This window comes from Mesobacillus campisalis, assembly GCF_000986785.1.
Classification (GTDB): Bacteria; Bacillota; Bacilli; order Bacillales; family Cytobacillaceae; genus Mesobacillus_B; species Mesobacillus_B campisalis.
Window position 1 is genome coordinate 90,605 of record NZ_LAYY01000015.1, and the last position, 22,949, is coordinate 113,553.

Here is a 22,949-nt window from a genome sequence, read left to right on the forward strand (position 1 = left end):
TCTTAAATTCTATTATGGCCTCATCCCATGACTGGAAGGACCGAGCATTTGCGGAAGAAGTGCATAGGCATCCTTTACCCATTCACATAACAATGGCCGTGTATCCCGAGGATCAATAATCTCTTCCACTCCAAAGGCTTCAGCCGTGCGAAGCGGAGACCGGACCGATTCCATACGTTCCAGCAATTCCTTCAATAATTCCTGCGGGTTCTCACTTGCCTCTAATTCACGGCGATAAGCTACTTGGACGCCGCCTTCAACAGGCAGTGAGCCCCAGTCTCCCGATGGCCACGCATAACGGAGATTTAACCCGTGTCCATTTGACATCCCCGCACCGCCAACGCCAAACACACGGCGCATAATAATTTCAATCATTGGAGCCTTGGCCTGATAGATTGCAGCAATTGCCCGCGCTCCTTTGCGAATCGTACCCTTCCGTTCATTTGGCAGGCCAATCACCATCCCAGGCTGGTCGACTAAATTAACGAGCGGCAAATGAAAGGTTTGACAAAGATCTACAAACCTTTCAATTTTTTCAGAACTCTCGGCCGTTAAACCGCCGCCATTTACAAATACGTCAGAAGCTAAAACTCCTACTGGATGTCCGTCAAGCCGTGCAAAACAAGTAAGCGTGCCTCCCCCATAAAATCGGCCCATCTCAAAGATTGATCCTTCATCAAAAATCAGCGGGAGGATTTCCCGGATTTTATACGGTGACCTGCGATTCCTGGGTATCACGGAAATTAATTTTTCTTCCTTGCGATTTGGATTATCAGCGCTTGCTGCAACAGGGGGCAGCTGCCAGACACTTGATGGCAAGTAGGATAAGAATTTCCGTGTCTGTTCAAAAGCATCTTCTTCTGAACTGGCAATATTGTCAATGGCACCGCTCGAACGATGAACCTGAATGCCGCCTAATTCCTCTTTGGTCAGATCCTGTCCCATTCCATATTTGACTACAGGAGGTCCGGCCACAAACAATTGTGCCGTTTCCTCTACCATGACGGAAAAGTGCGATGCTACTACTCTAGCAGCGCCTAATCCTGCAACAGAACCTAAGCACAAGGCCACAACAGGCACACGTTCCATATTGGCTACCACCAAATCCCAGGCTGGATTCACTGGTACATATGTATGGCCTTGCGTATCCAGAAATTTTACACTTCCGCCTCCGCCAGTACCATCAACAAGCCGAATCAGAGGCAGCTGGAGGTCATGCGCCATTCGTTCCGCATAGACCTGCTTCCCCATGATGGCTCCGTCAGCTGCACCGCCGCGAACCGTAAAATCGTCGCCCCCCACGACGACCTTGCGCCCATTAATCCTTCCAGTTCCGACAATGAAATTTGCTGGAGTAAAATCAACTAGCTCACCATTTGCATCGTATTTCGCCTTTCCGGCAATTGCACCTGTCTCGTGAAAGGTGTTTTCATCCAATAGGCTGGCAATCCGCTCTCTGACGGTTAATTTACCTTGGGACTTGTGCTTTGCGACCCGTTCCTCCCCGCCCATTTGTTGAGCAAGTGCTTCACGGTGCCGGAGTTCTTTAATTTCCGGTTCCCATGTCATCGCGTCTCCTCCTTATCCATATCCCCCTATAAAGGGGATTTTCTGTTTACTCCTTAACCAGAAGAATAGCCGTACTGATTCAGCTCATAGCTTTTAACCTTGATTGATCTCCAACTTGATAGAGTCATAATCGAAAATCAATATGTACATTGATTATCCGTGGTAAAAACAAGCCACCCATCTGCCCTCCGATACTTGTTCAAGCTGCGGTTCTTCCCGTTTGCATCGCTCATCTGCAAGCGGGCACCGGGTAGAAAATCTGCAGCCCACCGGCGGATTAGCAGGATTCGGAATATCTCCGCTTAATAGAATGCGTTCACGGTTACGAACGGTTGGATCAGGCTCCGGCACGGCTGAAATCAATGCCTCTGTATAAGGATGAAGCGGCTGCTCAAAAAGCTGATCTGTTTCTGAAATTTCCATTACCTTGCCTAAATACATCACCACAATCCGATCACTGATGTGCTTGACCGCCTGCAGTCCGTGGGCAATGAATATATAGGAAAGATTCATATCTTCCTGGATCTCTTTTAATAGATTTAAGACTTGAGCCTGAATCGACACATCTAATGCTGAAACTGGTTCATCACAAACAATCAAACTTGGGTTGAGCGCTAACGCCCTGGCAATGCCAATTCGCTGCCGCTGGCCGCCGGAGAACTCTTCCGGATAGCGGCTTCCATGTGCTGATGTCAGTCCTACCTTTTCAAGCAGCTCATCCACCCTTTTTTTTCTCTCACTGCTGGTTCCCATTTTATGAAGCACTAAAGGTTCAGCAATAATGTTCGCAACATTCATCCTCGGATTTAGTGAAGAATATGGATCCTGGAAGACCATTTGAATTTTTTTTCCCAAATCCCGCTTATTACGTCCTTTAGATAAAAGCGAATTGCCTTCAAAGATGACTTCCCCTGCAGTCGGTTCGAGCAAGCCAACGACCATTCTGCCTAGAGTCGATTTCCCGCACCCGGATTCGCCGACCAGACCAACTGTTTCACCACGATGGACATCAAGACTAATTCCATCCACTGCCTTTAACCATTTACCTTTTTTACTGAATAAACCGCTTCCTATAGGATAGTATTTTTTCACCTCATTAATTGAAATTAATGGTTCAGGCATGTACAGTCACCTCTTCCTTTTGCGAATCAACAATTTGCCAGCATGCGGCGCGCCGATCCTTGCCTGTCTCAATGAGGTCAGGAGCATCACTGAGACATTTATCCGTTGCAAAACTGCACCGGCTGGAAAAATTACAGCCTTTTGGAAGCTCAAGAGGATTCGGCACAGTCCCTGGAATGGTATGAAGATGCTTTTCCGATGCCCCCCTTAGTTTGGGGACACTTGCCAGCAGGCCTTTTGTATACGGATGCTGGGGATTTTGAAACAGAGAATAGACATCTCCCTCTTCCACAATCTCACCACAATACATGACGAGGACCCGATCAGCCATTTCTGCGACAACGCCTAAATCATGAGTAATAATCAGGATCGAAATATCAGTATCTTTCTGGAGCTCTTTCATTACATTTAGGATTTGAGCCTGGATGGTTACATCAAGAGCTGTTGTTGGTTCATCGGCAATGAGTAAGGAAGGATTGCAGGCAAGTGCCATTGCAATCATAATCCGCTGCCGCATTCCCCCGGACAGTTGGTGCGGATAATCATTAAGACGATTCTCGGGATCAGGGATTCCAACTTTCTCCAGCAACTGAAGAACAATTTTTTTTGCCTTCTTATAGCTGACACCTTGATGAAGCTGAATCGGCTCTGCAATTTGTTTTCCAATCGGATGCAAAGGATTTAATGATGACATTGGATCTTGAAAAATCATCGAAATTTCATTTCCTCTAATCTTTTTCATTTGCCTTTTTTTCATTTTCAGCAAATTGGCACCTTTAAAGGAAATAATACTCTCCTTCTCATACTTTATCGAAGGTGAATTCAACCCCATAACGGACAAAGCCGTAACACTTTTTCCGCTTCCTGATTCTCCAACCAAAGCAACGATTTCTCCTGCCCCGATAGAAAAAGAAATATTATTTACCGGTCTGATGACTCCCCTGGATGTAGGGATGTAAGAACAAAGGTTTTTCACCTCTAATACAGGTTCATTGTGTCCTCTCAATTCAATCCCCCCTAAGTTCTCTTCATTTTTGGATCAAAGGCCACCCGTAATCCGTCACCAAAAAAGTTCCCAGCCAAAACAGATATCAGAATGGCTATGCCAGGGAAAAGCATCATTAATGGATTCACAAAAATCATGCTGTATGCCTGCTGCAGCATTCCGCCCCAGCTGACTTGAGGAGACTGCGCTCCCATGCCCAGAAAACTTAATGAGGCTTCCACTAAAATGGCCAGACTGAAGCTAAAGGAAGCCTGAACAATGATAGGTGATAAGATATTAGGAAGAATATGCTTCATCATAATCCACAAAGGACCTGCACCTGAAATTTTTGCTGCTTCCACATAGGGTTCTCTTCTGACTTGAAGTGTCTGACCTCTTGCCAGGCGGGCAAATTGGGGTGTAAAAATAATTCCAATCGCAATCATCGCATTCCATAAACTTACGCCTAATGCTCCGGTAATTCCCAGTGCAAGAAGAATTGCAGGAAATGATAAAATCGCATCAACAATTCTCATGAAAATATCATCAACAATCCCGCCTAGATAACCGGAGATAATCCCAAGCGGAACTCCAATAACAAGTGGAATTAAGATGGCAACAAGGCCTGCTTGTATGGCCGCCTGGGCACCCATTAATACACGTGAAAATACATCCCTGCCCAATTCGTCTGTTCCAAACCAGTTGGTCCCGTCAGGCGGCAGCATGACTTTTGACAAATCCTGCTCATTTGGATCAAAGGGAACAATCCAGGATGCAAAGAGGGATAAGAATACTAAAAGCAGCAAATAAATCATACTTACAAATGCCAGCTTTTCATGAAACAATCGTTGCAACATCAAACGGAATTGCATCAAGCCGCCTCCTTCTTATTTAAATTCAATCCTGGGATCCAAAACGCTATATAATACGTCAGTCACAAAATTGATTACTAAAACTAAGACAACCATTACCAGCACAACACCCTGAAGCATCGGAAAGTCCCGCTGCAGAATAGAATTCACGGCCAGCTGTCCCATTCCCGGAATAGCGAATACCGTTTCAATGACGACAGTTGCCCCCAGCATGTTCCCAAACAACAGTCCAGTAGTCGTTATAACTGGAAGCAAAGAGTTCCTTAGCGCATGCTTCCAAATAACCGGCCACAGTAATAATCCCTTGGAATAAGCAGTCCGAATATAATCCGATTCCAACACTTCAAGAAGGGATGATCTTAATTGCCTTGTGATTTGGGCTGCGCCAAAGGCTCCCAGACAGATTGACGGCAGGATAATACTTTGTAAAAACCCTGTTGGACTTTCAGAAATACTTATGAATCCTGTTGCTGGCAGCCAGCCAAGATTTACACTGAATAAGACGATGAGAAGCATGGCCAGCCAGAAGTTGGGGATTGCCGTACCAAGAGTTCCCACAAATCTTGAAAGGTAATCCATCCAGCTATTCGGTTTAATAACCGACGCAATCGCAAAGGTCATTCCGAAAACAAACGAAAATAGGATGGATGCAATGACAAGCTGGAAGGTTACACCGAGTCTTGAAAAGACAGCATCGCTAACAATCTCTCCAGTAAAGAGAGAACGTCCTAAATCCCCTTGAACTGCATTTGTCAGCCAATTCCAATACTGAATCAGTATGGGTTGATCCAGTCCCAGCTGACTTCTTAACAATGCCAATTTTTCTTCTGTAGCATTGTCTCCTAAAAGGGCCAGGGCAGGATCGCCGGGTATAATCAGAATGAGGGAAAAGACTATTAATGTTGTAACAATCAGCATCGGTATCACATACATTAAGCGCCTCAGCAAAAACCTAAAAAACATCGACCTCTTCCCCTCTCTATAATTCTATTTATCTAACCATAGGAATGAAATTTTCGGTTTTCCAAGCAAAGTTCCTTCAAATCCTTTTACCTGTGGCGTCATCGCAGCCGTTACAGGGGTGAACACAAGCGGGATGGTCATGGCTTCATCATATATGGCAACTTCATTTATTTTTCCGTATAGTTCTGCACGCTCCTTCTGATCATAAGAAGCAGCAGCTTTATTAATTAATTCTTCCTTTTCAGGCGTTGACTCTCCTCCGGTGTTATAAAAACCATTTCCACTAAAGAATAAATTGACTGTCTGCTGTGGATCCGGCCGGCCCGTCCATGCCGTTAAATTTGCTGGAATTTGTTTCTCGTTAAAATATAACGAGTTGCCTTTATTCATTTCCATGGTTTGGATATTGATCTCAATACCGGCCTTTTTGGCCTGTCCCTTGATTGCTTCACCCATTCTCTGCCATTCCGGAACAGTAGGAACAACCATATCAAAACTGACCGAGTCTAAGCCTGCGCTTTTTAGAAGTTCCTTTGATTTCTCTGGATTGTACTCTAGCTTCAGGTCTGGGTTATAGGCCCAATAATCCTTCGGAAAGGCTTGGGTTGCAGGTTCACCCTGGCCATAATATAAGGCGTCAACAATGGCCTTGCGATCAATCGCGTATTGGAACGCCTGTCTAACTTCTTTTTTATCAAATGGCGCCAGTTTCGTATTAATGTAAATATTGTGGACGAATACACGCATTTTTGAATCTAAAACGATATTCGGATCTTTTTTCAGTACTTGGACATTATTAGGTGATACATTCCAATAAAAACTTAATTGTCCAGATTTTAGAGAGTTTAACCGTGTGTTTTCATCTGGCATGATTTTAGCTGTTATTGTATCGAGATACGGAAGCCCCTTCTGCCAGTAATTTTCGTTTTTCTCGAATTTGATTTCGCCATTATGGACCCATTTCGCGAATTTAAATGGGCCGGCTCCCACCGGGTTTTGAGCAAAATCAGCACCTAATTTTTCTACAGCTGTCGGTGACACCATCATTCCGGAACGATCTGAAAGTGCGAGTAAAATAGAGGAATCTGGCTGCTTCAGGTTTAATTTAACGGTGGACTCATCCACCACTTCTACGGATTCCACATTGCTTATGTCCGATACATTTGATTGCTCGGAATTCACTCGATCCAAATTGAATTTCACAGCTTCCGCATTAAATGCTGTGCCATCGTGGAAGGTAACTCCTTTTCTTAAATGTAGAAGAATGGTTTTTTCATCCGGTGTTTCCCATGATTCTGCAAGTCCAGGCTGTGCCTCAAGATTGCTATTATAATTGACTAAAGTATCATAGACTGGATAAAGTAATGCGTGGTCATTGCCTGAATTACCTAATATCGGATCGAAGTTGCTTATATCTGTATCGTAGCCAAAAATCAAATCGCCGCCTTGTTTCGGTTCACTACTGCTTTGGGTACCCTGTGAATTATCTGCTGCTTGATTATTCGATGCTGTATTGTTTTTCCCACACCCTGAAATAACCAAAAGGATGGACAAGCTTAATAAAATAATCATTTTTCTATAATTCCCCATGATCGACTTCTCCTTCTTCATTTAGATTTTTAATCTTTAAAATTTTCAAGAAACTTTACTTAAAAAAAGACTATGATTCCAGTTCGATTCTCTTTTTGTTATCTCCTCTCAAGCCTCTCCCTGTAAATTTTGTTAATTTTTCTATTTATCCAACCATAAAAATGAAAACTTTGGTTTCCCTAACAATGTTCCTTCGAATCCTTTGACTTTTGGTGACATAGCTGCTGTTGCAGGTGCAAAGAAAACAGGAATGGTCATAGCTTCCTCCAAAATAGCAATCTCATTAATCTGGGCATATAGCTGGGCCCGTTCCTTTTGATCATAGGTAGCTGCAGCCCTTGCGATTAACTCTTCTTTTTCTGGTGTGCTTTCACCTCCAGCGTTGTAGAAAGCTTTACCGCTAATTAACGAGTTCATTGTCTGCTGCGGGTCAGGCCGTCCGCTCCAAAACGTAAACCATGCTTGGCCCTGTTTCTCATTAAAGTAGATGGTGTTCCCTTTGTTGGCTTCGGTAGTTTGGATATTCATCGTAATGCCCGCTTCCTTGACCTGTCCTTTTACCGCCTCCGCTATCCTTTGATAGAATGGCAGATTCGGAACATATACATCAAAACTAACACTTTCTAGCCCTGCTTCCTTCAGCAGCGATTTTGCTTTTTCGATGTCATGTGGAATCTTAATATCTTGATTGGAAGCCCAATACTCCTTCGGAAATGTTTGATAGGCTGGCTCACCTTCACCGAACGTTAAAACCTTGACAAGTGCCTCGCGGTCGATGGCATATTGTAATGCTTGACGGACCTCTTTTTTGTCCAATGGGGCAAGCTTCGTATTGATGAACATATTTTGGAAAGCAACCTTCATTTTCGTATTAAGGACAACATTCTTATCCTTCTTCAATATTTGGCTGTTATCAGGAGATACATTCCAATAGAGCTGCACTTGGCCAGCTTTCAGTGCATTTAATCTTGTATTCTCATCTGGCATAACCTTTAATGTCATTCTATCAATATATGGAAGTCCTTCCTGCCAATAATTTTCATTTGCTTTTAACTGAATTTCAGCATTCCTAACCCATTTTTCAAGCTTATATGGTCCTGTTCCAACAGGATTTTGACCGAAGTCCTCACCGAATTTTTGCACCGCTGTTGGCGAAACCATCATTCCCGAACGATCTGACAAAGCTAGAATGATGGAGGAATCTGGTTGTTTAAGATTCAATTTAGCTGTTTGAGCATCCACCACTTCAACTGACTCCACATTGCCTAAATCCGTTACCTTGGAATCCGGAGAGATGGCGCGTTCAAGGTTAAATTTCACTGCTTCAGCATCAAATGGAGTTCCATCATGAAAGGCAACGCCTTTTCGCAGATGTAGAATAATCGTTTTATCATCAGGAATATCCCAAGATTCAGCTAATCCCGGCTGGGGTTCAAGCTGTGCATTGAAATTAACCAGAGTATCATAAATCGGGTAAAGCAATGCATGGTCATTTCCTGAGTTACCGAGTAAAGGGTCATAATTGCTAATATCAGTATCAAAAGCAATCGTTAAATTTCCACCTTTTTTAGGTGTAGAGTCCTTTTGGTTTTCCACTGTATTTGCTTGTGACTTTCCCGAGGATGAATTATTATTTGAACATCCTGCCACAAGCAAAACCGCCATTAATAAAAAAGCTAATAGTAATTTGGGTACCCTATCCATTTAAACCCTTCCTCTCCAAAATACTTCATTATTAAAATCCTTCGGAGTTGTTTTATCCTTTCATAACCCTTCAGTGTATCTTAGATAATTCCTGGTCACGAAGCTCTCGTTTCAATAACTTTCCAACTGCGGATTTTGGGAGCTCATCCCGGAATTCAATCAGCTTTGGTACTTTATAAGGAGCTAATTTTCCCTTACAAAATTGAATAATGTCTTCTTTGGCCGCTGTTTGACCGCTTTTCAAAGAGATAAAAGCCTTAACTGTTTCACCGCGGTATTCATCAGGTATCCCGATGACCATTACTTCCCTTACTTCTGGGATTTGGTAAATTACCTCCTCCACCTCACGAGGATATACATTGAATCCACTGGCGATAATCATATCTTTCTTTCGGTCAACAACATAAAAATATCCTTCATCATCCATGTAGCCCACATCACCAGTATGCAGCCATCCCGCTTTCATAGCCGCAGCTGTTTCTTCAGGCTTATTCCAGTATCCTTTCATTACCTGCGGACCGCGGACGAGAATTTCTCCTTTCATTCCAACTGGCGCCTCTATTATTTCTCCTTGATCGTTTTCAATGCCGATTATGACTTCAGTCTTGGGAATTGGAATGCCAATACTTCCTGTTTTATTTCTTGTGTAAGGATTGCTAAGGGTTCCAGAGGTTGCTTCTGACAAGCCATAACCGTCAGAAATATACGTACCATCTCCCATTAACTTTTTAAAATTTTCATAAATCTCATGAGGCAAAGCAGAACTTCCGCAGAAAAAGCCCTTTATATTTTCTATACCGTATGATTCTGCGTTTGGATAATGAAGCATTGCGGTATACATGGTTGGAACGCCCAAAAAGATGAATGGCGGTTCTTTTTGGATTAGCTCCAATACGGTTTTCGTATCAAATCTCGGAATAATGATTTGTTTATAGCCGAACCGAAATCCTGTTAATGTGACATTAACAAAGCCAAAAATATGAAAAAACGGTAAAAAGCTGATAACTGACCTGGGATGGAGCTGTGGGGTGTCAAACCGTTTTAATAAATACTCATAAAATTGCTCAATTTGAGTAATAAAATTCTGATGTGTCAGCATAACTCCCTTAGATACCCCGGTTGTTCCACCAGTGTATTGCAGTACCGCGATATCTTCTGTTGGATTAATTCCAATAGGTGGGGCATCTTCTTGGTATGTAGTAAGGAAATTGTCAAAATAGCTATCTTCCTGATCAAGGGAACAATTCTCAGTCTGGGAGGTTTGAACGACAATGATATTTTTCAAGGACGTTTTGCTTTGCACTCTTTTTACTCTTTCATAAACAGAAGTATGACAAATGATAAATTCTGCTTCTGCATCATTTAACTGATACTCTAATTCTCTTTCTACATACATTGGGTTTGTCTGTACAACGATTCCTCCTAGCTTGAAAACCGCGAAAGCCGAAAAAATATAGTGCGGACAATTAGGAAGCATAATCGATAAACGGTCTCCCTTTTTAAAGCACCGCCGGTATAATGCACCCGCTAATTTAGCTACAATTTGTTGAACATCTTGGTAGGACCATTTATTCTGATTAAATTCTAATGAAATATCAGAACCGAAACGGGAAACAGCTTCGTCGAGAAGTTCATTTAAAGACTTTTCTTTAATCAATACATCCGGATTTACACCTTTTGGATAAAACTTCAGCCACCTCTTATTCTCAGATACCATTTTTTCAACTCCTTAAATATGAAAGGATTACAGTAAAACCTGTCTTGCAATCACAAGCTTTTGGGTTAAATTGGAGCCTTCATAGATCTGGGTAATTTTTGCATCGCGCATCATTCGTTCAACAGGGTAGTCATCTGTATAACCGCTCCCTTCTAGCATTTGAACGGCATCGGTGGTCACCTTCATCGCAACATTCGAACAGAATAACTTTGCCATTGATGCTGTAGCTGCCGCTTTACTTGACCCGCTGTCCAGAAATTCTCCGCCATAATATAGCAATCTTCTTGCAGCCTCAATCTCTGTCGCCATTTCAGCAAGCATAAGCTGAGTATTATGGAATCTCAAACTTTCCCTTGAAGTACGAGCAAATTTATGGGCATACTTGATGACCTCTTCATATGCACCCTGTGCAATCCCTAAAGCTTGGGCCGCTACATTTAATCTCGTTCGATTAAGTGTTTCCTTCAAAATTTTAAATCCTTTTCCTTCGCCCCCTACTAGCTGTGAATGATGAATTCTTACATTTTCTAAGATAATCTCTCTTGCTGACATCCCTTTTACACCCATTTTCCTTACTTCCCTTCCCAAAGTGAGTCCGGGTGTTCCCTTTTCGACAATAAAATAGGTGATACCTGCTTTTTCTATTGTTGGGTTTATTGAAGCGGCAATAATGAAAATGTCTGCTTTCCCTGCGTTAAACACAAATAACTTTTTTCCATTTAATATATAATGATCACCCATTTTCTCAGCTGTTGTATAAACGGATTGAAGGTCACTGGTGAGGCCTTCTTCAGTAATTGCAAATGCCCCAATTAATTCACCCGATGTAAGAGGAAGTAAATAGCTAATTTTCTGCTCTTCAGAACCACCCTTAACAATTGGGTTAATCACCATGTCCTGATTCGTCAGTAGCATTGAAGTAGACCCGCAGCAGCGCGCGACTTCTTCAATAATAATCAACTTATTCAAATGCGAAAGTCCTCCCCCACCATAACGTGAAGGGACACTTGTTCCAAATAATTTATTTTCAGCCATTGCCCAAACGTGGGATTCTGGTATTCTTTGATTATTATCCACATCTTTTGCAGCAGGCAGAAAATAATCCTCTGCAATGGAGCGGGCAAAATGACGAACCATAAGCATCTCTTCTTGAATCAAGTAAATTGCTCCTCCCATTAGTACTACTCATTTATATTGCAATTCCCGTGCCAACTTAAAAAGGCTGATTTCTAAAGGGGGCATCCTTGTATGCATGCAGAAAAACAACAAAAAATGGTGCGAAATTGCAACTCGTTGCATTTTTACACCATTTTTAAAATTTAGAATATTTTTTTACTTTTCTTGATAACGTGGAAGCGTCGACGTCTAGTGCTTTGGCTGCAGCACGAATACTTGAATACTCCTTCAAGGCTCGTTCGATAAGTTGTTTTTCGTATAGTTCCATATGCTCTTTAAGCGACTTTGCACCGTCAGGAGCAGGACTGATTTCATCACTATCAATTATATGGGATTCCGGCTGTCTCTCATCTTTTTGTTGCGGAACAGTCATTTCATTTTTGATTTCCTCAGTAGTGATAATCGGTTTCTCAATCATTATACACAGTCGTTCAACAATATTTTGTAGTTCCCTCACGTTTCCCGGCCAATGATAATGTTGAAAGTTATCCAATACTTCCTTTGAAAAGATCTTATTTATACCGTATTTAAGTCTTATGTTATTGATAAAGTGGTAGGTTAACGGGACGATATCATTTTGTCTTTCCCTAAGCGGAGGGATATGAATCGGTATGATATTCAAGCGATAATAAAGATCTTCCCTAAAACCGCCTTTTTGGATTAAATCTTCCAAGTTTTGATTAGTAGCGGCAATTACCCTAGCGTCGATTTTTATCGGCTTCGTTCCACCGACACGGGTAATTTCAAATTCCTGCAGCACCCTCAATAATTTCACCTGTAGATGTAAAGGGATTTCACCAATTTCATCTAAAAGAATCGTCCCTTTAGAGGCTTGTTCGAATAAACCAATCTTCCCCTTCGTGCTGGCTCCAGTAAACGCGCCCGGTTCATAACCAAACAATTCAGATTCCAACAGATCATTTGGAATCGCCCCGCAATTCACTTTAATCAGTGGCCGATCACTTCGATTACTATTTTCGTGAATTAATTTAACTAGAACTTCCTTACCGACACCAGATTCCCCATACAAGATTACTGTTGATTCATGTTGTGATACTCGTAAGGCACGGTCAATAACTTTCTTCATTTTAATGTCATATGCGACCATGGAATGCATGACTGTTTTTTTGGATTTAAGTTCCTCCAGTTGTCGGGTGACTTCCTCATGCTCTTGTTCCAATTGAAAAATTTCATTCCTCAGTTTGTTTAGGACCGTTACTTCTAATATATTGCTAACAACCTTTACAATTTCCCCCTCTCGATTTTTAATAGGTATAGCGCTAACTAACACTTCTTTGCCATTGTAAATTTTTTGCAAGAGGGTACAAGGCTTTTTTTCCTTAAAAACTTGTAATTCCGCGGATTGGTCAATAATTTCTTCAATTATTAAACTCTTATGTAAACGTCCAACGAAATCACTTTCTGTTAACCCGGTTTGTTTCTCAAATGCGGGATTTACTTCAATTATCATCCCATCCTTATTGGTGATGACTACACCGGTCAAAGAATGTTGAAACATTTGTGTATAGGTTTGATATACCTCTTCCAACTTCTCTAGATTTTTTGGTGCTTGTTGTACAATCGTCGATTTGGTGGCCCCATTCCAGGTTAAAATCTTATATTCGCCTCCTTATATGCATGTTAACCCTATCTATATAGTATATTATATTCTATATTTTCTGAAAAATAAACACCTCTATATTTCGTATCCCTAATTATAGATTTAAAATAAACAACCTTCCCGGAAACAATTCGAGAAGGTTATTTTACTTAAAGAATTATTGATTGAAAATGTTGTTTTACAAATGGAATCACCTTGTTTGGAGCCTCCACATGAATAAAATGTCCGGAGTTAGGAATGATGTGGATCTTTGCCTGCGGAAATTGCAGGTCTCGCGTCTTATAGGCAAATTCTGTTGAAATATAAGGGTCATTCTCCCCCCAGATTATCGTAACGGGCTTCCTGATTTTCGAAAGTTGTTGATATGGTTCAACTAATTCCCGATTGGCAGACCGGTACAGTTCAAGAATAACGTTCCTTGTATGTGAAGTTTCAAAGATAGAATAAAAGTCTTCCAGTATTGTTTCTTCCACTGAGGGGATTTCCAGTTTCATATTCTTCATCCAAGCTTCTTTATTTGACATGGCTTCGACCACTTTTTCGCCCAGACCGGGAGTTCGCCATTTTTTCGCAAGTGGATGCCATGTATAGCCTGGCAGCAATGACGTATCACTAATAATGAAGCTTTCGACTTGTTCGGGATGCTCACATGCCCATCGAAGGCCAATCAACCCGCCCCAGTCATGGACAACAAGGTGGACTTTTTCCACAGAGACCGCCGCCATAAAATCATCAATAAAAGAAAGGTAGTTTTCCCATGTGGAGTTGTAGGGAAACCTCTCGCTCTGTCCAAATCCAGGAAGGTCAGGGGCAATCGGACGAAATCCCAATGATGCTATTTCTGGGATAAGATACTTCCATAACATACTTGATTCTGGAACTCCGTGGATTAGCAGGACTGGAGGCGCACTTTTGGAACCTTCATCAAAATAGGAAATCTTTTGGTTGTTTAAGATTAGTGATTTTTTCATTAACATTAAGAATCACCTATTCTCTTCATTTTTTTCATTATGGAATCAGGTCTATTTTTTTAGTCACCCTCCTAATGAATCTGCTTTTCAAACAAAACATGCCGGTCGTTCATTTTTGTGATTCGCTGCAGCAGGATCAGATTGAAGGCCAGCACGGCTGCACTCAGTAAAAACATCACCAATGGTCCTACGATAAACAATCCGCCTGCCTGGCCGGCAATCATGGCGATAACCGGCAAAATGATTAGGCCGCCAATATTTTGGGCTTCCTGAAACGTCTTTACCCTTGCCGAGATGAAAATGTTCAGCAGCACGGTCAGCAGCGTGACCATCGGGGAAAGGCAAGTAATCAGCACGAGCCAATTGGCCGTCGGGAAAATCATCTCGCCAAACAGCTGGTACCCCAGAAGGTTGATGACAAATCCGCACAGGATAAAGGAAAGAACGGATACCAAAAACGAAGGGATGAACGAAGCAAGTGTTTTACTGATGAACAGCGTCCTTACCGGGATTGGTGAAAACAACAGGCTTTCAAGTGTCCTGCGCTCCTTCTCCCCTACAAAACTGTTCGAAGCAACCACGCTTGCCGTAATAATGGGAACCAGTAGGAAAAAGGAAGGCAGCAGATAATTGACAAAGATATAGACCATTTGCTGTTCAGCGTTATCGAAAAGAATCCCATTTGTCTGGGACAAGAACGTCTCCAACAGCTTTCCCATATCATTCCCCAGCGTTTTCTCCACGTCGAAAAATACAGCAGACCCAAGCAAAATTCCCGGAAGGAGCACAGAAAACAGCACAGGAATGACAATTATGGTTGCCAGCAGGCTTTTTGTACGGAATATGTCCCTCAGGTCCTTCCTGATCATGGCCTTCACAATATTTGTATTCATTTTCGGGCATTCTCCCTTACTTTGAAGTAGATGGATTCCAGGTCGTTGTTCACCATCTCCACCCCATAAACATTATGCTTCTTCAAAACCTCCCTAAGTAGTTCCGGCACCGCATCCCGTGAAGGAATTTTGACAAGCAGGGACTCGTCTCCGGCACTTTCCCAAGAATAGCCCATAAATGATTTGCCAGCTGGAAGGAAATCGGTCGCAACCTTGACCGTGATCTCTTTAAAATATTTCCGCTCCAGTTCTTCTATGCTGCCTTGTTCCACAATCGTCCCGTTTTCCAAAAAGGCGAAGGAGTCACAAATATTTTCGAGCTGGTGAAGGACATGCGAGCAAATCAGAATCGTCGTTCCTGTCTCCTGGTTATACTGCTTCAAGTAGGAAAGCACCATTTTGATTCCATCCGGGTCCAATCCATTGGTCGGTTCGTCGAGAAACAGAAGTTTAGGTTCATGCAGCAAGGCTTTAGCAAGCGAAAGCCGTTTTTTCATTCCCGTACTGTAGCTTCCGGCCAAAGCGCCTTCATGCTCTGTGAGCTCAAACAAATCCAGCAGCCTGCTGATGATTCCCATATCTTTTACACCATAAAGGACAGCGAAAAACTCCAGGTTCTCGCGGCCGCTCATCTGGTGGTACAACCCCGCGCTTTCGGTTACAATTCCTGAGTTTCCGCGGATTTCATCTCCATGGCTCAGCGGATTCATGTCCATGATGGAAACTACCCCGGAATCCGCCCTGATCACCCCGTTCATAATGCGGATAAAAGTCGTCTTCCCCGCTCCGTTCGGGCCAAGGAGCCCGACAATCTTCCCTTCTTCAACCTTAAAATCCACCTCTCTTAAAACCTGTTTGTTTCCATACCTTTTGGAAACAGCTTCCGCCCTGACCATATCCCCCATAAATTCCCAACCCTTTCAAGGATGTTTATATATAAAAAAACACCATGCCAATTCAACTATAAATGACAGGGTGTTCTTTTTAAAGAATTATTTTTGTTTTTAACTTGATTTACGTCCCAAATACGCCTCCATGATGCGCGGGTCATTAAGCAGGTCCTGGGCCTTGCCGTCCGCGACCATTTTCCCTGTTTCAAGCACATACCCGTAATCGGAGATTTTCAGGGCCTGCCGGGCATTCTGTTCGACGAGAAGGACGGTCGTTCCGCTTTGGTTGATTTCTTTTATAATCTTGAAAATATCCGCGACAATGAGCGGGGCAAGCCCCATGGAAGGTTCATCAAGGAGGAGGAGCTTCGGGCGGCTGAGGATCGCCCTTGCAATGGCAAGCATTTGCTGCTGTCCGCCGGACAGTGTTCCGCCAAGCTGCTTTTCGCGTTCTTTTAAAATCGGGAACCGTTTGAGGACCATATCAAGGTCCTTTTCGATTTCATTGTCCTTGCGATGATACGCGCCCATTTCCAGGTTCTCCATTACGGTCATGCCGGCAAGGATCTGCCTCCCCTCCGGCACGAGGGCAATGCCTTTGCGAAGAAGCTGGTCCGGTCTTAGTCCCGTAACATTCTCGCCCAGGAATTCCACCTTTCCCTGCTGCGGCTTCAGCAAACCGGAAATAGTTTTCATCGTTGTAGTCTTTCCGGCGCCATTTGCCCCAAGGATGGTGACGATGCTGCCTTCTTCCACTTCAAGGGCAATGTTTTTCAGCACCTGGATCTTTCCATAATAGGTGTGGATGCCACTCACTTTAAGCATGCAGTTCTTCCTCCTCCCTGCCGAGGTAGGCTTCAATCACATCATGGTTATTCTGGATTTCAGAAGGTGTGCCCTCCGCAATTTTCTTGCCGAAGTTCAGGACGGCAATCCGGTCGCAAAGCTTCATCACGAGCGGCATATCGTGTTCAATCAGCAAAACGGTCATTCCTTGCTTTTGAATTTTTTTGATCAACTGAAATAAATCGCTCGTCTCTGTTTCGTTCATGCCGGCGGCCGGTTCATCCAGCAGGAGAAGCTGCGGGGAACTAGCCATCGCCCTGGCAATCTCGAGTCTTCGCTGCTGGCCATAGGCAAGGTTTTCAGCCGCGACATCCCCATAGTCACCAAGCCCGACAAAAGCCAGCAGTTCGCCGGCACGCTTGCGGATCCGGTCCTCTTCTGCACGCTGCGATTTCGTTCGGAATACACTTTTCAGCACGCCCGAATGGCTGCGGCAATGCTCCCCTACCATGACATTTTCCAGTGCAGTCATTTTCGGGAAAAGCCGGATGTTCTGGAAAGTTCGGCAAATTCCTTTCTCGGTAATCTGGTAAGGTTTACGGCCGCTGATGTTTTCTCCATTAAAAACAATGTCACCCGATGTGAGCGGGAACATCGAGGTAATCAGGTTGAACATCGTGGTCTTCCCGGCGCCATTGGGACCGATCAGCCCAAAGATTTCGCCTTTTTGAATGTGAAAGGACACGTCCGAAACAGCACTGAGACCGCCAAAATTTTTACATGCTTTTTTGATTTCCAGCACCATATTTCTGCCTCCTTTTCGCTGTCTTTGACTTCAGCAGTTCCAGAAGGTGCACATCGATTAATCCCTGCGGCCTTACTGCCATCATGATGATAATAATCAAGCCGTAGAGCATGTACCGGTATTCACTGATGAACCGCAGTACTTCCGGCATCAGCGTGAGGAACAGGGATCCGAACACAGGCCCCCAAATCACTTCGCTGCCGCCAAAAACGGTAAAAACAAGGATTTCGACGGCACGGTGGTAAGCAAAATCTGCAGGGCTGATGTAGGCGAGCACATGCGCGTACAAAGCCCCCGCAAAGCCGGCAATCACTGCGCCCTGGGCAAAAGCAAGAACCTTGTAGTACGTAATGTTGATTCCCATTGACTCTGCGGCTTTTTCATCCAGTTTAATTGCCGCAAATGCGCGTCCAACACGGGAGCTGTGCTGCCTCCTGAAAAACCAGATTATGAATGCTGTAATCACCAGGAGCAGGAAAAAGATCGTCAAAAAGATGAACTGATTGTTTTGCAGTCCCAGCGACTGCGGGTTAAACCCGAATTCCCTTAATGAAGCAAGAATCTCCCGGCCCATATGCGGAATTCCCGAGAGTCCGACCGAGCCCTTTGTTAGAGATTCCCAGTTTACAAACAATACACGGATTACCTCTCCGAATCCGAGGGTGACAATCGCCAGATAGACCCCCTGAAGCCTGAGGGTAGGAATGCCAATAAGCACGCCCATTATCCCTGCCACCAGCGTTCCGGCAATAATGCCTAGGACAATGGGCAATTCAAAATGGATGGTGAGAAGGGCCGATGTATAGGCCCCCATTCCCATGAAGCCTGCGCTCGCCAGGGAAAGCTGCCCGGTGGACAGCGGGATATATACGCTAATGCCAAGGATGATATTGATAAGAACAAACGAAGCAACCTGCAAATAATATGGATTGATTAGTTCTGCAAGCATCGGTCCACCTTCTTACGCTGATATTTTTTGGCCGAATAACCCTTGCGGCCGGATGAGAAGAATGATGATGATCGCCAAAAAGGCAATCGCATCACGGTAGCCTGAATCACCGTATACCACGATGAAGGTTTCCGCAAGCCCCAGGATCAGGCCTCCTGCCATCGCTCCCTTGACATTCCCCATGCCTCCAAGGATGATGATCGCCAGCCCTTTGAGCCCCATCGACAATCCCATTTGCGGTGTCACCGAGTTAAAAGCCATCCCGACCAGGATTCCGGCAATCCCGCCCATGGCCGAAGCGATGATGACGGTCATCGTTATGATTCTCTTAGTGTCGACACCCAGCAGGCTTGCTGTTTCCAGGTTTTCGGCTGTGGCACGCAATGCTTTGCCAGCCTTTGTTTTGCCGAGCCAGAACGAAAGCGCCATCATAAGGATGACGGAGATGACAAAAATGACAAGCTGGACCAAATAGATGGTCACAGAACCGATTTCAAACGAAATTTGCGCAAAAGAAGCACGGAATGGATGATTGCCGGCACCAAATAAATGATGCGATAAGTTCTCTAATAAAATCGAAACGCCAATCGTGCTGATCAGCGGGGCAAGATGGGATACTCCCTGTTTGTTCCTGAGCGGCCGAAGGGCAAACTTTTCAAGCAGAAAGCCCATCATGGCCGTAATGACAATCGCCGACATAAAGGCCACCCATAAAGGAGCCTGCAAGGACGTGGTCAGGATGACACCAATAAAAGCACCAAACATAAAAATTTCGCCGTGGGCCATATTGATAATCCCAAGGACCCCGAATACGAGGGTAAACCCGAGAGCCACTATCGCATAGATGCTTCCGAGCGTTAAACCGTTTATCAACTGTTCAATCAACAAGGCCATTCACCTTCTAAAAATGAATTTGTATAAAATTGCAGGAACCATATGGATATTCAAAGCTGACAGTCCTTCATAAAAAAGCTTTTACAGAAAAGAACGGGCATTCCCTGTTTAGGCGGCAGCCCGTTCTGATCATTCGCGGCCAGGGTTATGGCCGTATTTATATCAATTAATTAAATTCCTTGAACTGTCCATCTTCAATGATGAGCACGGTTGGGTCCATGACTACGTCCCCTTCATCATCAAAGGAGAAATTGCCAAGAATGCCGTTGAAATCCTTGACCTGTGCCAGCGCGTCCCTGAATGCATCACGGTCTGCTTCCCCAGCGTTTTTCAAGGCTTCCGCATATATATACAGAGCATCATAAGCCTGGGCAGCAAACTGGTCTGGCTTCTTGCCGTACTCTTCTTCAAATTTGCTTACAAATTCCTTTACCTTTGAATCGTCTTTTTCCCCATACCATGGTGTTGCCACAATCAACCCATTAGCCGCATCACCCGCAATTTTAATGACCTCAGGGGAGTTGAAGCCATTTCCGCCTACAAACGGGACATCAATTCCCATTTTTCTTGCCTGGTCCATGATTACAGCGCCTTCATTATAAAGGGCTGAAGCTAGGATCAAATCCGGATTCATTCCTTTTATTTTCGTTAACTGTGCATTGTAATCGGATTGTCCTTTTTGGAAAGTTTCAATTGTTAGGATTTCAAGGTCCATGTCTTCCGCCGCTTTTTTCATTGTGTCGAAGCCGGACTTTGTAAACACATCATCATTTCCATACAGGATGGCAACCTTTTTGGCGCCGTACTTCTCAATTGCTTTTGTCATTGAAGCGGGAATCGCCAATGCTTCAGGAATGGAGTTGCGGAAAACATACTCTCCCAGCTGGGGGATCCCTTCCGCGGTCGTGGATGTTCCCATAATCGGCACGCCATTCAGGTCGGCTTCAGGGCCTACGACATTCATTTCGGTGCTGAGAGTCGGTCCAATAATCGCCGTCACATTTTCCGAGTTCATCAGCTTTTGGGCGGCAGTCAGTGCCTGGTCCTGCTTGCCGGCAGAGTCTTCAATCAATAGATTGATTTCGACATCGCCCTTGGCATTGATTTCTTTCTGTGCCAGCTTGAGTCCGCTTGTAATCGCTTCCCCATAGGCAGCACCCGGACCCGAAATATAGGAAATGACTCCAATATCAGCGGTTATCACACCGCCCCCGGCAGCTTGTCCCTCTTTTTCCCCTGTTGCCTGTTCTCCGCCCCCGCCGCATGCTGCCAAAACCAGCAGGCTCGACAGAACAGAAAACTGGGCAACCTTTTTTAAGCTCACTTTCATCTTCATTCCCCCACTTTTTAAATATCTCAATTTTCAAAACTATATAACTATTATATATAAAAGCAAGATAAAGTAAATATGCTGATAAAAATATATTTTCTGAAAATATTATTCAATGAAAACAATAACCTTACTGCGGTCTAACCCGGTAATCTTAACGCTAGACATTAGCTAACGATGCATAACTTGTTGGGGAAAAAGCCAAAATACTTGAGGGTTATTTTTTAAAGAAAAGAGGGAGTTTCTTATGAAGGAAGTTTTACAGCAAGTAAAAGAAGAACTTGAACGAGCGTATAACGAGCCGGAATCCCACAGCCTTGAACAAAGCATCAAAAAACTGCAGTCCGCTTTGGAGCAGAACGGTGACAGGGGTACGATGATTGAAAATGCGATTACTTCGATCATCCAGGCACAGCATGCCATGCAGCAGCTGCGAAATGCCGGGGATGTTTCTTCTGCCGCCGCGTTTGGCGAAGCCCATAATGCGCTTGACCAGGCAATCAAGTCATACAGCCATGTGGACAATGACCCGGTATAAGAAAACAATAGCCGCAGGGAGGCTCTCCTCCCTGCGGCTATCTTTTTATCTTCTTTTAACTTCTCCGGTTTTCCTGGTCTTTTAATCGGTTTTGCTGGTCAGGAAGCCTGCCCTGGTTTTTAAACTCTTCTTCCTGCTTCTGGTTAGCCAAGTGGTTTCTTTCCACGTCTTTAAGCTGGTCCTGATTTTGCTTATTGTTCATGAAAATCCTCCTAACCTTTATGATACTAACCATATTCCCTAATTTATAGTAAAAAAACAACTGGCTTCCGGCCTTTTCTGCCGGGTTTATTTATACATGATATCGTCTTTCAGCGTGGCCACTTTCGTCAAGGCAGCATCAATATCCCTTTCGCTGACCCCATAGTGGGCGAGGGCGTCATGCAGGTGCTTGACAATGGCCTCAAAATGCTCCGGCTGAATATTCATTCCCTCATGTGCCTTGGCCATGGACTGGCCGGAATACTGGTTTGGGCCTCCCAAGGCGAATGAGATAAACTTGGTTTGATGGCGACGCTGCTTGTCCATGTCTGTATGTTCAAAATAATGGTTTACGGACTCGTCCTTCAAAACCAGTTCATTGTAAAAATAATAGACCACCTTTGCGATGGCCTCTTCTCCGCCCAGCTTTTCATATAGGGATTGTTCCATCTTGCAGCACTCCTTTGCTTTTTGGTTTATTTTCCACATTTACACCCTTTTCATGCCTATTCTTCTAAATATGCCCAAGGATTATTACCTTCGCTTGCGTTCCTTTGATTTTTTGATTCTCATGATCTTCGATGATGGCTGTTTGCGAATCCATTTCACAAACCTGGCGAGCTTTTCATCACGCCTTAATTCCTCCAGTGTCGAAAGCCTGGCAGCCAATTCCTGATTAGAGTACAAGGCGTGTATATGTTTATGGCATGGAATGCATAGATTGGCCGTATCACCAAATGTTCCCCCCATTTCCTTTGGCAGCAAATGATGTACGGTCGTCTTCACCTCGCTCCGCCCGCACAATTCGCAATGGTTCATTAACTCCCTCCTTTTCCAAAGGGCCTCTTGCTGTTACCTTAGCATAAAAAGTTCCAGTATTCCTATCTTGCCCCAAAAAGGTTTATCCTGACTGTTTCAGGATATACCTAATTAAAAAAGGAGGCTTATCATATGGAACATGCTAAAGCACTGGCAATAAAAGGAGTCATGACCCTTGTCATCTTGTATCTTGTTCTTGGAGTGGGCTATAGTGCCGGATTTGGAGATGTCCTCATCTTAACCCTTTTACTTGGAATTATTTCCTATGTGGCAGGAGATTTGCTTGTCCTTCCTAAAATGGGCAATGTTGTTGCGACCATCGCCGACTTTGGCCTCGCCCTGTTATTGATTTGGGGAGTAGGAGCCATGCTGATGAACCAGAACGAATCACTTGGCATGGGTGCATTCTTTGCGGCCCTGCTTATTGCGCTTGGAGAATGGATGTTCCATAGCTATATGACGAAAAACATCCTGCATGACTCGAGTGCGGAGATCTAACACAAAAGAAGATGGCAAAATAGCGCCATCTTCTTGTTTTATTTTACAGGTTTACA

23 protein-coding genes are annotated in these 22,949 nt (G+C 43.9%); 2 read left to right on the forward strand and 21 right to left on the reverse strand.

Going from position 1 to position 22,949, the window contains the following annotated elements; all coding sequences use genetic code 11:
* Positions 1 to 12: 12 nt before the first annotated feature.
* The 18 genes from WQ57_RS14395 to WQ57_RS14480 form a co-directional block, all read right to left on the reverse strand.
* Positions 13 to 1,569, reverse strand: coding sequence for an acyl-CoA carboxylase subunit beta (locus WQ57_RS14395; protein ID WP_046524483.1), 1,557 nt, complete (start codon positions 1,567 to 1,569; stop codon positions 13 to 15).
* A gap of 153 nt (positions 1,570 to 1,722) precedes the next feature.
* Positions 1,723 to 2,691 carry an ABC transporter ATP-binding protein gene (locus tag WQ57_RS14400; RefSeq protein ID WP_046524484.1) on the reverse strand — a complete coding sequence of 323 codons (969 nt, stop codon included), beginning with the start codon at positions 2,689 to 2,691 and terminating at the stop codon, positions 1,723 to 1,725.
* Positions 2,684 to 3,697 carry an ABC transporter ATP-binding protein gene (locus WQ57_RS14405; RefSeq protein WP_046524485.1) on the reverse strand — a complete coding sequence of 338 codons (1,014 nt, stop codon included), beginning with the start codon at positions 3,695 to 3,697 and terminating at the stop codon, positions 2,684 to 2,686. Before WQ57_RS14405 ends, WQ57_RS14400 begins: the two co-directional genes overlap by 8 nt.
* An 11-nt stretch (positions 3,698 to 3,708) precedes the next feature.
* Positions 3,709 to 4,548: an ABC transporter permease gene (locus WQ57_RS14410; RefSeq protein ID WP_046524486.1), complete on the reverse strand. Its 840-nt coding sequence runs from the start codon at positions 4,546 to 4,548 to the stop codon at positions 3,709 to 3,711.
* A gap of 15 nt (positions 4,549 to 4,563) precedes the next feature.
* Positions 4,564 to 5,511: an ABC transporter permease gene (locus WQ57_RS14415; RefSeq protein ID WP_046524487.1), complete on the reverse strand. Its 948-nt coding sequence runs from the start codon at positions 5,509 to 5,511 to the stop codon at positions 4,564 to 4,566.
* A gap of 24 nt (positions 5,512 to 5,535) precedes the next feature.
* Positions 5,536 to 7,101, reverse strand: coding sequence for an ABC transporter substrate-binding protein (locus WQ57_RS14420; RefSeq protein WP_052948763.1), 1,566 nt, complete (start codon positions 7,099 to 7,101; stop codon positions 5,536 to 5,538).
* A gap of 141 nt (positions 7,102 to 7,242) precedes the next feature.
* Complete coding sequence (locus WQ57_RS14425) at positions 7,243 to 8,805, reverse strand: ABC transporter substrate-binding protein (protein ID WP_046524489.1); 1,563 nt, start codon at positions 8,803 to 8,805, stop codon at positions 7,243 to 7,245.
* A 70-nt stretch (positions 8,806 to 8,875) separates the two neighbouring features.
* On the reverse strand, positions 8,876 to 10,522 hold the full coding sequence (locus WQ57_RS14430) for a long-chain-fatty-acid--CoA ligase (protein ID WP_046524490.1): 1,647 nt from the start codon (positions 10,520 to 10,522) through the stop codon (positions 8,876 to 8,878).
* A 27-nt stretch (positions 10,523 to 10,549) separates the two neighbouring features.
* Positions 10,550 to 11,680 (reverse strand): acyl-CoA dehydrogenase family protein, encoded by a 1,131-nt coding sequence (locus WQ57_RS14435; RefSeq protein ID WP_052948765.1) that lies wholly within the window; start codon positions 11,678 to 11,680, stop codon positions 10,550 to 10,552.
* Between the two features lie 154 nt (positions 11,681 to 11,834).
* Positions 11,835 to 13,247 (reverse strand): sigma-54 interaction domain-containing protein, encoded by a 1,413-nt coding sequence (locus tag WQ57_RS14440; RefSeq protein WP_241481551.1) that lies wholly within the window; start codon positions 13,245 to 13,247, stop codon positions 11,835 to 11,837.
* 221 nt (positions 13,248 to 13,468) lie between these two features.
* Complete coding sequence (locus WQ57_RS14445) at positions 13,469 to 14,296, reverse strand: alpha/beta fold hydrolase (protein WP_046524493.1); 828 nt, start codon at positions 14,294 to 14,296, stop codon at positions 13,469 to 13,471.
* Between the two features lie 65 nt (positions 14,297 to 14,361).
* The gene (locus tag WQ57_RS14450; protein WP_046524494.1) at positions 14,362 to 15,183 is read right to left on the reverse strand and encodes an ABC transporter permease subunit; all 822 of its coding nucleotides are present in this window, start codon (positions 15,181 to 15,183) and stop codon (positions 14,362 to 14,364) included.
* Positions 15,180 to 16,088, reverse strand: a complete 909-nt coding sequence (locus tag WQ57_RS14455) for an ABC transporter ATP-binding protein (protein WP_046524495.1) — start codon at positions 16,086 to 16,088, stop codon at positions 15,180 to 15,182. The genes WQ57_RS14450 and WQ57_RS14455 overlap by 4 nt, the downstream gene beginning before the upstream one ends.
* 99 nt (positions 16,089 to 16,187) lie before the next feature.
* Positions 16,188 to 16,898 carry an ABC transporter ATP-binding protein gene (locus WQ57_RS14460; protein ID WP_046524496.1) on the reverse strand — a complete coding sequence of 237 codons (711 nt, stop codon included), beginning with the start codon at positions 16,896 to 16,898 and terminating at the stop codon, positions 16,188 to 16,190.
* Positions 16,891 to 17,664 (reverse strand): ABC transporter ATP-binding protein, encoded by a 774-nt coding sequence (locus WQ57_RS14465; RefSeq protein ID WP_046524497.1) that lies wholly within the window; start codon positions 17,662 to 17,664, stop codon positions 16,891 to 16,893. The genes WQ57_RS14460 and WQ57_RS14465 overlap by 8 nt, the downstream gene beginning before the upstream one ends.
* Positions 17,636 to 18,613, reverse strand: a complete 978-nt coding sequence (locus tag WQ57_RS14470; protein WP_046524498.1) for a branched-chain amino acid ABC transporter permease — start codon at positions 18,611 to 18,613, stop codon at positions 17,636 to 17,638. Before WQ57_RS14470 ends, WQ57_RS14465 begins: the two co-directional genes overlap by 29 nt.
* Before the next feature lie 12 nt (positions 18,614 to 18,625).
* Positions 18,626 to 19,501, reverse strand: coding sequence for a branched-chain amino acid ABC transporter permease (locus WQ57_RS14475; protein WP_046524499.1), 876 nt, complete (start codon positions 19,499 to 19,501; stop codon positions 18,626 to 18,628).
* 172 nt (positions 19,502 to 19,673) lie between these two features.
* A complete protein-coding gene (locus WQ57_RS14480) occupies positions 19,674 to 20,837 on the reverse strand; it encodes an ABC transporter substrate-binding protein (protein ID WP_046524500.1) in 1,164 nt (387 codons plus the stop codon).
* 247 nt (positions 20,838 to 21,084) lie between these two features.
* Between WQ57_RS14480 and WQ57_RS14485 the strand changes: the two genes are divergently transcribed.
* Complete coding sequence (locus WQ57_RS14485) at positions 21,085 to 21,375, forward strand: hypothetical protein (RefSeq protein ID WP_046524501.1); 291 nt, start codon at positions 21,085 to 21,087, stop codon at positions 21,373 to 21,375.
* Between the two features lie 55 nt (positions 21,376 to 21,430).
* Here WQ57_RS14485 and WQ57_RS26700 read toward each other — a convergent pair whose 3' ends face one another.
* The 3 genes from WQ57_RS26700 to WQ57_RS14495 form a co-directional block, all read right to left on the reverse strand.
* Positions 21,431 to 21,577, reverse strand: coding sequence for a hypothetical protein (locus tag WQ57_RS26700; protein WP_156183151.1), 147 nt, complete (start codon positions 21,575 to 21,577; stop codon positions 21,431 to 21,433).
* 86 nt (positions 21,578 to 21,663) lie between these two features.
* The gene (locus WQ57_RS14490) at positions 21,664 to 22,026 is read right to left on the reverse strand and encodes a group I truncated hemoglobin (protein ID WP_046524502.1); all 363 of its coding nucleotides are present in this window, start codon (positions 22,024 to 22,026) and stop codon (positions 21,664 to 21,666) included.
* Between the two features lie 84 nt (positions 22,027 to 22,110).
* Positions 22,111 to 22,395, reverse strand: coding sequence for an HNH endonuclease (locus tag WQ57_RS14495; RefSeq protein WP_046524503.1), 285 nt, complete (start codon positions 22,393 to 22,395; stop codon positions 22,111 to 22,113).
* A gap of 132 nt (positions 22,396 to 22,527) precedes the next feature.
* Here WQ57_RS14495 and WQ57_RS14500 point away from each other — a divergent pair, with 132 nt between their 5' ends.
* Positions 22,528 to 22,893, forward strand: a complete 366-nt coding sequence (locus tag WQ57_RS14500) for a YndM family protein (protein ID WP_046524504.1) — start codon at positions 22,528 to 22,530, stop codon at positions 22,891 to 22,893.
* Positions 22,894 to 22,949: the final 56 nt, after the last annotated feature.